Genomic DNA, 11,177 nt, shown 5'->3' on the forward strand with positions numbered 1-11,177 from the left:
GCAACCGCAACGGGCATGACGACAACAAGAACGACAAGCTGCCGCGTGCAGACGCTGGGAATGATCGGGTATGACGCTGATAACGGTAGTGGTGCCTGTGTTCAACGAGGCGCAGAGCCTGAGGTCGTCGCTGCCGTCCTTGTTTCGCCAGGTGTTCAAGGAGGTCGAGGTGATCGCCCTGGACGAGGGCTCGAGCGACGGTTCGCTGGAGCTGCTGCGTGGCCACGAGCGGGCCGGCCGGTTGCGGCTGTTGCGCTATCGCGGTCAGCGTCGCGGCCGGCTGGCGGCATGCAACGATGCCGCCCGACGCGCTAGGGGGGAATGGCTGATGTTCTTCGATACGCGCGACCTGCTGCTCTTCGACCATCTGTCGCGCATGGCCGCCGCGTTTACCCGGCACCCCGACATCGAGCTGTTCGCCAGCGCCTACCAGCGAATGGGGCCATCGGGCCCGGTGCGGATGGCCCTGCCCAGCCGCGGGGTGCTCAGCCGCCGCAGCGCCCTGGCGGCCTATGCCCGCGCCGACTTCATCCAGCCGCATGCCAGCTGCATTCGGCGTGAGCGCTTCCTCGAGATGAAGGGATTCGGCGAGCACCTGAGCCAGGGTGGCGAGACGTGCTTCTGGCTCGGGGCGCTGTGTGAGCTGGAGGCGATCCACTACGACGATACCATCACCAGCTTGTGGAACACCGCGGATGATGGCATCGAGCCCGAGGCGGAGAGCGTATCGCTGCACCCGGTCGTGGAACTGCTCGATCGCTATGCCGGACGCTTGTCGGCACGCGAGCGGCGGCGACTGGAGGGCGCGGTGAACCGCAAGTTGCTCGACTGGGCGACGTGGAAGAAGCGTCGGGGGCAGTCGGTGCGTACCGAGCTGGCCTCGCTGCGGCTGTCGGGCTTGCCGATGCGGCTGTGGCCGCGGACGTTGCGGCTGATGTTGCCGCCGTCCTGGTTTCGCCGCTGACAATCGAAACTCCCCCGCTCCAATCGAGGAGAGGCTTGCCATGCCGTTCTTTAGCGTGATCGTGCCGGTCTACGACAAGGCCGCCTCGCTGGAGGCGGCGCTGGAGTCGGTCTACGGCCAGACCTGCCAGGACTTCGAGCTCGTCGCGGTGGACGACGGCTCGCAGGACGGCTCGATGGAGATACTCGCGCGCCACGCCGCGCAGGGCAGGCTCACCCTGCTGCAGCGGAACAGCCCAGGCCCAGGCGGCTACGCCGCGAGGAACCACGGCGCGTCATTGGCGCGGGCGCCGTGGCTGACCTTTCTCGACGCCGACGATCTCTATCGGCCCGATCATCTGCGACGACTGCACGAGGCCATCGTCGCCCACCCTGGCATCGAGCTGTTCGTCAATGCCTATCAGAAGATGGAGGACGGGCGGCCCCTGCCGCGGCTCGAGCGGCTGCCCGACGGTCGCCTGGCGCGCCGCGAAGCGCTGCGAGCCTTCGCCCGCAGCGACTTCATCCACATGAACGGCGCCTGCCTCCGCCGCGAGCGTTTTTTGCAGCTGGGCGGTTTTCCGGTCGACCGCTACCGGCGCGGCGGGGACGTCTACTTCTGGCTCAAGGTGCTGTGCGAACTCGACGCGATCCACTACTGCAACAGCGTGACCAGTCTGTGGCAGCTCGAGAACAGCGGCGTGACCCGCGACAAGCGCAACCTGGTGCACCTCCACCCCGGGGTCGATCTGCTGGCGGAGTACGCGGGACGACTGACCAAAGAGGAGGCGCGCCAACTGCATGCCGCGATCAATCGCAAGGTGCTCTCCTGGGCGGTGGAGAAGAAGCGCCTGGGACAGCCAGTACGCCAGGAACTGGCGGCGCTCTCGCGTCTGGGGATGCAGGGCAGGCACTGGCTCCACGCCACCACGCTGTTGATTCCTCAGCCCTACTACGACCGGCTGAGGCGCTGGGTGAAGTGACGACATGACAAGCTCGGACGAGCGGGAGGGAAGACGATGGGCGGGACGGTCATTACCTACGGCACCTTCGACATGTTCCATATCGGCCACCTGAACCTGCTGCGCCGTCTGGCCGGCATGGGGAGCCGGCTGATCGTCGCGGTCTCCACCGACGAGTTCAACGCCGGCAAGGGCAAGCGCACCCTGATCCCCTTCGAGCAGCGCGCCGAGATCGTGCGCTCCATTCGTTACGTGGACGAGGTCATTCCCGAAACCAACTGGGATCAGAAGATCGACGACGTCCAGCGCTACGGGGTATCGACCTTCGCCATCGGCGAGGACTGGCGCGGACACTTCGATTTTCTCGCCCGCTTCTGCGAGGTGGTCTACCTGCCGCGCACGGAGGGCGTCTCGACCACCGACCTGAAGCGTTCGCTCAATCGCTTCTGCAGCGTATCCCGTGAGGATCTGCTGCACGCCTTCGACGTGCTCGAGGCATTGCGCAAGGACTTCGGCTGACCTCTCTTCACATCGGCCTGCGGGCCGGGAGTCTCCCATGTTCAATTACCTGACGCGCCTGGCGCGGCAGCTCGCCTGGCTGCCGCTGTGCGCCCTGGGTGCCTGCTTCCCGCGCAACGACCGGCTCTGGGTGTTCGGTGCCTGGCATGGCCAGCAGTATGCCGACAATGCCCGCGCTCTCTATCGTCACGTCCATGCCCACGAGCCCGACCTGCGCGCCGTCTGGCTGACCCACAGCCGCGACGTACTGCGCCGGGTGCAGAAGGAGGGTGGGGAAGCCGCCATGGCCTACTCGCTGCGGGGGATCCTGGTCTCGCTGCGGGCACGGCTGTTTCTGGTCACGCACTCCGCCGAGGACGTCAACGCCCATGCCTCCCTCGGCGGCACCCTGATCAACCTCACCCACGGCACGCCGCTCAAGCGCTTCGGGCGTGATGCCCATGCCCGTTCGCAGCGCATCGGTGGCGCGACGCGGCTGTTCGACCGCTACCTGCGCCGGCTGCTGCCCGGCAAGCGCGGTCCGGATCAGGTGCTGGTGGCGTCGAGCGTGGGACGCGAGCGCATGATGTCGGCCTACGGGTTGCCGTGCGAGCGGGTGGTGGCGCTGGGCTACCCGCGCTGGGATGCCTTCCGCACGGACGCCGAGGGGCTGCTGCGCGGCGCCGGCATCGAGACCCGCAACTTCGCTGGCGTGCTGCTCTATGCCCCCACGCTGCGCATGCAGGGCAAGGGCGGGCTCGACGTGGCCCAGGGCAAGCGGCTCGAGGCCCTGCTGCCCTGGCTGGAGCGCGAGCGCCTGCTGCTGCTGGTGCGCGGTCATGCCTCGCTGAAGATGAGCGGCATCGCGGCGCTCGAGCGCCGCTCGGCCCACGTGCGCGAGGTGCCGGTCTCGCGCTTTGCCGACGTTAACGCGCTGCTGCCGGCCGTCGACCTGCTGCTGACCGACTACTCCAGCCTGATGTTCGACTACGCCTGCCTGCGCCGGCCGATCGTACTGATGGCGCCGGACCTGGCGAGCTACCTGAACGAGGACGTCGGTGTCTACGGCGACTACTTCGCCGATGCGCCGGGTCCGGTGATCGAAGGCTGGCAGCAACTGCCTGCGGCCTGGCGGGCGGTCCAGGCGGGCGAGCACGATGCCGCCCTGGCGCGCTTCGTCGCGCGCCACGCGGCGCTCCACGATGGGCGCGTCTGCGAGCGCATCACGACACACCTGCGCGCCTGTAGCCAACAACCGATGCCGCGCCACGCCTGAGCACGGACGCCCTTCCTCAACCTGACGAACAACGACGGGGCCACCATGAACCAGATCCAGATATCTCCGGAACGCCTGTCGCGGGACTACTACCGTTTCCAGCGCTACAACTCCAAGCAGCGCATGTTGGCCTACTGGCATCAGCTCAAGCTGATCGAGGAGTGTCGCCCCGCCACGCTGCTGGAGGTCGGTGTCGGCTCCGGCATCGTTACCGCGTACCTGCGCCACCAAGGGGTGAGCGTGACGACGCTGGACATCAACCCCGCCCTGCGCCCCGACCATGTCGGCTCCATCCTGCGTCCCCCGCCGGCACTGGCGGAGCGCCGCTTCGACGTGGTGCTGTGCTCGCGGGTGTTGCATCACCTGCCGTTCGATGAGTTCCCCCAGGCGCTGTCGATGCTCTCCCGGCTGACCGAGAGGCATTGCCTGCTGACCCTGCCGGTGAACGACTTCCGCCTCTACTGCCTGCTGCGCCTTACCTCCACCTCGCCGTTCACGCTCTCGCTGCCGTTGCCGCTGGCCCTCAAGCGGGCCTGGCAGCGGAGGCGAGGGCGCACCTCAGGTAGCGGGCTGTGGCAGATCGATGCCTCGCCGGCGACCTCGCGCCGACGGGTCAGCGCGGAGATCGGGCGTTACTTCGACTGCCTGCGGCACTACCCGGTCCCCGAGGACCGCTCGCACATGGTCTACCTGCTCCGTCCAAGGCCTGCCACTGTCGCGGCGGAGCGCCCCGTCGGGGAGGACGTCAGGTGCGCATGACCGAAATGGCCGGCGGCGCAGCGCAGGCGCTGCCGGTCGTCAGCCGACGTGTGCTGGTGATCGGCGGCACGGCCCGCTCGCTGAGCAATTTCCGCGGGCCGCTGCTGAAGCTGCTCGGCGAGCGTGGCCACCGCATCGTCGCCGCGGCACACCCGGATGCCTCCGCCGAGGGAGTGCGGCGCGAGTTGGCGGCGCTGTCGATTCCCTTCGAGCCGCTTGCCATCGGGCGGGGTGGCCTCGACCCGCTGGAGGACTGGCGCACCGCACGGGCGATTCGCGCCCTGATAGCTCGCCATGCGCCGGAGGTGGTCATCGCCTACACCGCCAAGCCGGTGATCTACGCCGGGTTGGCGCTGCATGACCATCCGGGGGTGCGCTTCCATCCGATGATCACCGGGCTCGGTTATGCCTTCTCCGAGGCGCGCGGTGTGAAGCGCATTCTGCTGCATGCCCTGCTGACCCGGCTCTATCGACGTTCGCTGGCCAATGCCCACACCACCATCTTCCAGAATCCCGACGACCAGGCGCTGTTTCGTGAATGCGGCCTGCTCGCGCCGACGGCGCGTTCGGCGGTCGTCGACGGCTCGGGGGTCGATGCCGCTCTGTTTCCCCCCCGGCCGCTGCCCCGGGAGCCGGTGTTCCTGATGTTGGCACGGCTGATGGTGGAGAAGGGCGTGCGTGTCTACGTCGAGGCCGCCCGCCTCGTCCACGAGCGCTACCCCCAGGCGCGATTTCAGCTCGCCGGTGCGCTGGACCCCAACCCGTCCAGCGTGCGGCCCGCCGAACTCGCCGCCTGGCAGGCGGCCGGCGACATCGAGTACCTGGGCAAGCTGGAATCGGTTCAGGCGGCGCTGGCCGCCTGCCGCTGCTACGTCCTGCCCTCCTGGTATCGCGAGGGCATCCCGCGCTCGGTGCTCGAAGCGATGGCCACCGGGCGGCCCATCATCACCACCGATTCGCCCGGCTGCCGCGAGACGGTCGAGCCGGGCATCAACGGATGGCGGGTCGAGCCGCGCAGCGCTCGCGCCCTGGCCGACGCCATGCTGGCCCTGATCGAGGCCGACGAAACGACCGTGACGGCCATGGCGCGCGCCAGCCTGGCACAGGTCGAGCGGCGCTATGACGTGCGCCGGGTCAACCGCCAGCTGCTCGAGATCACTCAGCTCTAGATGAGGAGGTTCGCATGGGCAACGAGACCAGGGTAATGCTGACTCATGGCTGGTGTCGCAGCAGCTACTCGGCACTGCGTGGCCTGGCGCGCCGGGACGTGCCGGTGGTCGTCGCCGATACGGCGAGAGTGGGCATGTGCCAGGCATCGCGCCTGGCGCGGGGGCGCGGACGCTATCGCTCGCCCTATGCCGATCCCGAGGGCTTCGTCGACGATATCGCTGCCCTGTGCGAACGTCATCGCATCGGCCTGCTGTTGCCCGGGCACGAGGAGGGCGAGCTGCTGGCGCAGGCTCGCGAAGCGGGCCGGTTGCCGGCCGGCGTGTCGCTGCCGCTGGCCAACTACGACAACCTGGTACGGGTCAACGACAAGGATCGAATCAGCCGGCTGGCGCGTGACCTGGATGTGCCGGTGGCGCCGATCGTCGACTACCGGTCGCCGGCCGAAGCCGGTGCACGGACCGACGACGCACGCGAATACGTGGCGCGGGCGCGGCGCGGCAACAGCTCCAAGGGGGTGCGCTTTGCCCGTGGCGGCGCGGCCCTGACCGCCGTGCTGGAGAGCATGATCGACGACTTCGCTCTGGATCCAGCGCGGCTTCCCATCGTTCAGGAGTGTGTCGGCGGCGACGGCTGGGGCGTCTCCTGCCTCTACTGGTACGGCGAGCGCATCGCCACGTTCACCCATCGCCGACTTCAGGAGAAGATCGCCACGGGCGGTACCAGTACCCTGCGCGTCAGCGCCGTGCATCCTGCGCTGGAGGCCGATGCCCATCGCCTGCTCGATGCGCTGGGCTGGCATGGCCTGGCCATGCTGGAGTTCAAGTTCGACCCCGCCAGCGGGCGTCACGCCTTCATCGAGATCAATCCGCGCCTGTGGGGGTCCATCGACCTGGCGTTGAGCGCCGGGGTCAACTTTCCCTGGCTGCTCTACCTGGCCGAGACTCGCAGTCCGGCCGTGGCCCGCGCCCACTTCCGGCCGGCGCGACGGGGCGTGGTGTCGCGCTGGCTGCTGGGCGACCTGTTGCGCCGGCTGGACCTGCTGCGTCGCGGGCGGCTGCTCGATGGCCTGGGGGGGAACGGGGTCCGCGCGCACGCCTACGACGACTTCAAGCTCGACGACCCCTTGGTGCTGTGCGGCGAGGCGCTCTACTACCTCGCCAAGGGGATCACCATGCATAGCCTCAATCCCGTCGAAGCGGGCATGGTGCGCTGAGATGTACCCGTACCAGCAGCGCCTCGAGGCGCCACTCCCGCACGAGCTTGGTTTAACGCCGGCACAGCGTTTCCTCAAGCGTACCTTCGACCTCATGCTGGCGGTGGCGCTGTTGTTGTTGCTGCTGCCGCTGATACTCGTGGCCGCCTGGGCCGCGGCGCGGGATACCAGGGCCTCGGGCTTCTTCCTGCAGCAGCGGGTCGGCCGTGACGGGCGGCCGTTCCGCGTGATCAAGCTGCGTACCATGCGCCCCCTGGCGGGGACCAGCGTGACCACGCTCGACGATCCGCGCATCACGCGGTTCGGCCGTCTGTTGCGGCGCAGCAAGCTCGATGAGCTACCCCAGCTGTTCAACGTACTGGCCGGACACATGAGCTTCGTCGGTCCGCGACCCGACGTGCCGGGCTTTGCCGATCGCCTCGACGAGCAGGATCGGGTGATCCTGGCCGTGCGTCCGGGCATCACGGGCCCCGCCACCCTCAAGTACCGCGACGAGGAGCGCCTGCTGGCCGGCGTGGCGGACCCCGAGCGCTACAACCGCGAAGTGATCTTTCCTGACAAGGTGCGGCTCAACCGGGACTACGTCCTGCACTGGTCCTTCGGCCGTGACCTGGGCTACCTCTGGCACACGCTCTTTCCCTCAGGCAATGCAGCACGATCCGAGGAGCAACCGGAATGACTCAACCCAAGGCATGGCCCTTCCATGAGGAGGACGAACGCGAGGCGGTGGAGCGTGTCCTGCGCTCGGGCCGCGTCAATTACTGGAACGGTGGGGAGGGGCAAGGCTTCGAGGAGGAGTTCGCCGCTTTCCATGGCGTACCGCATGCCATCGCCCTGGCCAACGGCACCGTGGCGCTTGAGCTGGCGCTGCATGCGCTGGACGTTGGGCCTGGCGACGAAGTGGTGGTGACGCCACGCAGCTTCATGGCCTCGGTCTCCTGCGTGGTGGCCCGCGGTGCACGGCCGGTGTTTGCCGATGTCGATCCCGACTCCGGCAATCTCTGCGTCGAGAGCGTGGCAGCGGTACTCACCCCGCGGACTCGAGCCATCGTGGCGGTGCATCTGGCCGGTTGGCCCTGTGACCTGGATGGCCTGCGACGGCTGGCCGATACCTGCAACCTGTGGTTGATCGAGGACTGCGCCCAGGCTCACGGGGCCACCTGGCGCGGTCGCCGCGTCGGCAGCGTCGGCGACGCGGCCGCGTTCTCCTTCTGTACCGACAAGATCATGTCGACGGGCGGCGAGGGCGGCATGCTGCTGCTCAATGACGAAGCGGCCTGGCGACGCGCCTGGAGCTACAAGGACCACGGCAAGTCGTGGACCTCGGTGCAGGGCGTGCACCCGCCGGGATTCCGTTGGCTTCACGACGACTTCGGCACCAACTGGCGCATGACCGAGATGCAGGCGGCGATCGGTCGCTGCCAGCTGCGCAAGCTGCCGCGATGGCTCGAACGGCGCCGCGAGAACGCGGCCTACCTGAGCCAGCGTCTCGGTGGTCTGCCGGGCCTGCGCGTGCCGCAGCCGCCGCCCGAGGCTGGCCACGCCTGGTACAAGTTCTATGCCTTCGTCGAGTCCGATCGGCTATGTGCCGGCTGGGATCGCGATGCCGTGGTGGCGGCCATCCAGGCCGCTGACGTGACCTGTCTGCACGGCGGCTGCAGCGAGATCTACCGCGAGCGTGCCTTCGACGGCACCGGCTTGCGTCCGCCGTCGCGGCTGCCGGTAGCGCAGCGTCTCGGCGAGACCAGCCTGATGCTGCTGGTCGATCCCGCCCAGACACCGGAGCAGCTGACTGCGGTCGCCTCGGCTGTCGAACATACCCTGGAGGAGGCAAGCCATGTCGACCATGGTCGCCACGACGCTCCAGCGCTGCCGGCGGCTGTACCGGCGGATCTGGCGGCGGGTCGGTCCCAGGCAGTATCCCGTCCCTGATCTGAGCCGGGAGGCGGTCGGCCCCCTGGAGGCCTTCTATGCCTACCGCGGCCTGCCTTGCCTCATCCAGTGTCGGCTGGCCGATTGCCGTTGGTTCGGACCCACCGGTATCGCCTACGGCCGCGACTCGCTGCATCCCTATGTGCAGAGCCTGCGCCAATACCTGGACGGTGAGTGCCGCAGCTATCGCGGGAGTTGTCTAGAGACCTACTGGCAGCACTGGCAGCCGTCGACGCTGGCTGCCTCGCTGGGTGTGTCGTCGGACACCGCTCACCCCTGGCTGAGGAGGGTGCCGCCCCTGAGCGACTTCATGCCATGGAGTGACGTACGCCAGCTCCAGCTGTTGCGGACTCTGGCCGAACTGTCGCCGCAGGGTGAAGGCGCCGAGTCGTCGCTGGTGTCCGAGACTGCGGTGCGTCAGGTAGGGCCCAAGCCGGACTGGTTCGGTGAGCGGCGCCTGAACCAACTGGTCGCTCTGCACCGGGCCATCCTGCAGGAAGGGTACCGCTACCAAGCCTCCCAGCGGCTGGAGTATTTCCACCAGCACATCGTGCTCGATACGCTCGCGCGCGGTGACGAAGTGCGCTTCCTGGTGGCCAATGGCCAGCATCGCGCCTCGGTGCTCTCGGTGCTTGGTTACGCTAGCGTGCCGGCCCTGGTGCACGTATCGCATCGCCGAGGACCATCCTTGGTGCGTCGCGAGGACTGCTTCAGCTGGCCATCGGTGCGGCAAGGGATCTTCACCGCGAATCAGGCCCTGGAGATCTTCGACCGAGTCTTCGAGGGGCGTCCGCCGCCAGGCTTCCCGCGCCTGGCGCGCGCCGGCGAAGCGACGCTGGCGCCGGGCGAGCTTGAGATCGCGCCCTGTGCGCAGGTGATGCCGGAAGGCTCGCCGACCGAACGTCACTGAGCGACCCCTTCTTGCAACGAGGCCGCCACGCGCTGCGTGGCGGCCTCGTTGCGTCTGGCACCGCGGATGTTGGAAGTGTCACACCGAATGTTATAGATTTAACATTTGCATGATCTAGCGCGTCTTTGCGTCTTAGCGTTAGCGCCATACGCTTCCTACTATAACCAAGTGCATCCAACCGGGTGCGGCCCATGCACGGCCCACCCAGCACGAACGGAAGGACCCTCCCATGACTGCCATCATGAGCCTGGTCGGCATGGCGACGCTGATCGTCATCGCCCTCGTCTTTTCCTCCAACCGCCGTGACATTCGTTTGCGAACCGTGGGCGGTGCCTTCGCCATCCAGGCCGGCATCGGCGCCTTCGTGCTCTACGTACCGTTCGGTCAGGCGGTGTTGCAGACCATCTCCGCCGGGGTCAGCCAGGTGGTGCTCTATGCCAACGACGGTATCGACTTCCTTTTCGGCGGGCTGGCCGATGTCGACAACATCGGGTTCGTCTTCGCCATCAAGGTGCTGCCGGTGATCATCTTCTTCTCGTCGCTGATTGCCGTGCTCTACTACATCGGCATCATGCAGTGGGTGATCCGCATCCTCGGCGGAGCGCTGCAGAAGGCGCTGGGTACCTCGCGCACCGAATCGCTCTCGGCCACGGCCAACATCTTCGTCGGCCAGACCGAGGCTCCGTTGGTGGTGCGCCCCTTCATCGCCCGCATGACCCCCTCCCAGTTGTTCGCGGTGATGTGCGGCGGGCTGGCCTCGGTGGCCGGCTCGGTACTGGCCGGCTACGCGGCGCTGGGCATCCCCATGGAGTATCTCGTCGCGGCCTCGTTCATGGCCGCCCCCGGCGGGCTGCTGTTCGCCAAGCTGATCATGCCCGAGACCGAAAAGCCGGTGGACGACGTCGAAGAGGCCAACGAGGTCATCGAGGAAGAGGACAAGCCGGTCAACATTCTCGATGCCGCGGCGACCGGGGCCACTTCGGGGCTGCGGCTGGCAGCCAATGTCGGCGCCATGCTGCTCGCCTTCATCGGCCTGATTGCGCTGATCAACGGCATGCTCGGCGGCGTGGGCGGCTGGATCGGCGTCGAGCAGCTGAGCCTGGAGCTGATCCTCGGCTGGCTGTTCGCGCCGCTTGCCTTCGTGCTCGGCGTGCCCTGGGAGGAGGCAACCCTGGCCGGTTCCTTCATCGGCCAGAAGCTGGTGGTCAATGAGTTCGTCGCCTTCATCAATCTGTCGCCCTACGTCGAGGGCACCTCGATGGTGACCAATACCGGCCAGGCCATGAGCGGTCACACCGTGGCGATCCTCTCCTTCGCCCTGTGCGGCTTCGCCAACCTCTCATCGATCGCCATCCTGCTCGGCGGGCTGGGCAGCATCGCGCCGAGCCGGCGCCACGACATTGCCCGTTTCGGCATCAAGGCGGTGCTGGCCGGCACGCTCTCCAACCTGATGTCGGCGGCCATCGCCGGTTTCTTCCTCTCCCTGGGGGGCGTGATCTGATGGCTGCCACGACC

General features: G+C 67.8%; 11 protein-coding genes. All 11 read left to right on the forward strand.

Annotated elements, in window-relative coordinates; genetic code table 11:
• The first annotated feature begins 70 nt into the window (after positions 1-70).
• The 11 genes from HNO53_RS00785 to HNO53_RS00835 all read left to right on the forward strand — a co-directional run bounded on the left by HNO53_RS00785 (position 71) and on the right by HNO53_RS00835 (position 11,163).
• Entirely contained in the window at positions 71-964 is an 894-nt protein-coding gene (locus HNO53_RS00785; protein ID WP_209475387.1) for a glycosyltransferase family A protein, read from the forward strand.
• A gap of 40 nt (positions 965-1,004) precedes the next feature.
• Positions 1,005-1,925, forward strand: coding sequence for a glycosyltransferase family 2 protein (locus HNO53_RS00790; RefSeq protein ID WP_209475389.1), 921 nt, complete (start codon positions 1,005-1,007; stop codon positions 1,923-1,925).
• A gap of 36 nt (positions 1,926-1,961) precedes the next feature.
• Complete coding sequence (locus HNO53_RS00795; RefSeq protein WP_209475391.1) at positions 1,962-2,423, forward strand: adenylyltransferase/cytidyltransferase family protein; 462 nt, start codon at positions 1,962-1,964, stop codon at positions 2,421-2,423.
• Positions 2,424-2,460: 37 nt separating this feature from the next.
• Entirely contained in the window at positions 2,461-3,678 is a 1,218-nt protein-coding gene (locus tag HNO53_RS00800) for a CDP-glycerol glycerophosphotransferase family protein (RefSeq protein ID WP_209475393.1), read from the forward strand.
• Between the two features lie 45 nt (positions 3,679-3,723).
• Positions 3,724-4,437 carry a class I SAM-dependent methyltransferase gene (locus HNO53_RS00805; protein ID WP_209475395.1) on the forward strand — a complete coding sequence of 238 codons (714 nt, stop codon included), beginning with the start codon at positions 3,724-3,726 and terminating at the stop codon, positions 4,435-4,437.
• Positions 4,434-5,606, forward strand: a complete 1,173-nt coding sequence (locus HNO53_RS00810; RefSeq protein ID WP_242597609.1) for a glycosyltransferase family 4 protein — start codon at positions 4,434-4,436, stop codon at positions 5,604-5,606. Before HNO53_RS00805 ends, HNO53_RS00810 begins: the two co-directional genes overlap by 4 nt.
• 14 nt (positions 5,607-5,620) lie before the next feature.
• Positions 5,621-6,820, forward strand: a complete 1,200-nt coding sequence (locus HNO53_RS00815; protein WP_209475413.1) for a carboxylate--amine ligase — start codon at positions 5,621-5,623, stop codon at positions 6,818-6,820.
• A 1-nt stretch (position 6,821) separates the two neighbouring features.
• Positions 6,822-7,499 (forward strand): sugar transferase, encoded by a 678-nt coding sequence (locus tag HNO53_RS00820; RefSeq protein ID WP_209475415.1) that lies wholly within the window; start codon positions 6,822-6,824, stop codon positions 7,497-7,499.
• The gene (locus HNO53_RS00825; protein ID WP_209475417.1) at positions 7,496-8,752 is read left to right on the forward strand and encodes a DegT/DnrJ/EryC1/StrS family aminotransferase; all 1,257 of its coding nucleotides are present in this window, start codon (positions 7,496-7,498) and stop codon (positions 8,750-8,752) included. Before HNO53_RS00820 ends, HNO53_RS00825 begins: the two co-directional genes overlap by 4 nt.
• Positions 8,658-9,662, forward strand: coding sequence for a hypothetical protein (locus HNO53_RS00830; protein WP_209475419.1), 1,005 nt, complete (start codon positions 8,658-8,660; stop codon positions 9,660-9,662). Before HNO53_RS00825 ends, HNO53_RS00830 begins: the two co-directional genes overlap by 95 nt.
• A gap of 229 nt (positions 9,663-9,891) precedes the next feature.
• Positions 9,892-11,163: a NupC/NupG family nucleoside CNT transporter gene (locus tag HNO53_RS00835; protein WP_209475421.1), complete on the forward strand. Its 1,272-nt coding sequence runs from the start codon at positions 9,892-9,894 to the stop codon at positions 11,161-11,163.
• The last annotated feature ends 14 nt before the right edge of the window (positions 11,164-11,177 follow it).

This window comes from Billgrantia antri (assembly GCF_017868935.1).
Classification (GTDB): Bacteria; Pseudomonadota; Gammaproteobacteria; order Pseudomonadales; family Halomonadaceae; genus Halomonas; species Halomonas antri.

Bases quoted from the DNA above. Each gene is read 5' to 3' on its own strand.
- HNO53_RS00785 (WP_209475387.1), top strand. From the start codon at position 71: ATGACGCTGATAACGGTAGTGGTGCCTGTGTTCAACGAGGCGCAGAGC.
- HNO53_RS00815 (WP_209475413.1), top strand. From the start codon at position 5,621: ATGGGCAACGAGACCAGGGTAATGCTGACTCATGGCTGGTGTCGCAGC.
- HNO53_RS00825 (WP_209475417.1), top strand. From the start codon at position 7,496: ATGACTCAACCCAAGGCATGGCCCTTCCATGAGGAGGACGAACGCGAG.
- HNO53_RS00810 (WP_242597609.1), top strand. From the start codon at position 4,434: ATGACCGAAATGGCCGGCGGCGCAGCGCAGGCGCTGCCGGTCGTCAGC.
- HNO53_RS00805 (WP_209475395.1), top strand. From the start codon at position 3,724: ATGAACCAGATCCAGATATCTCCGGAACGCCTGTCGCGGGACTACTAC.
- HNO53_RS00790 (WP_209475389.1), top strand. From the start codon at position 1,005: ATGCCGTTCTTTAGCGTGATCGTGCCGGTCTACGACAAGGCCGCCTCG.
- HNO53_RS00830 (WP_209475419.1), top strand. From the start codon at position 8,658: ATGTCGACCATGGTCGCCACGACGCTCCAGCGCTGCCGGCGGCTGTAC.
- HNO53_RS00795 (WP_209475391.1), top strand. From the start codon at position 1,962: ATGGGCGGGACGGTCATTACCTACGGCACCTTCGACATGTTCCATATC.
- HNO53_RS00820 (WP_209475415.1), top strand. From the start codon at position 6,822: ATGTACCCGTACCAGCAGCGCCTCGAGGCGCCACTCCCGCACGAGCTT.
- HNO53_RS00800 (WP_209475393.1), top strand. From the start codon at position 2,461: ATGTTCAATTACCTGACGCGCCTGGCGCGGCAGCTCGCCTGGCTGCCG.
- HNO53_RS00835 (WP_209475421.1), top strand. From the start codon at position 9,892: ATGACTGCCATCATGAGCCTGGTCGGCATGGCGACGCTGATCGTCATC.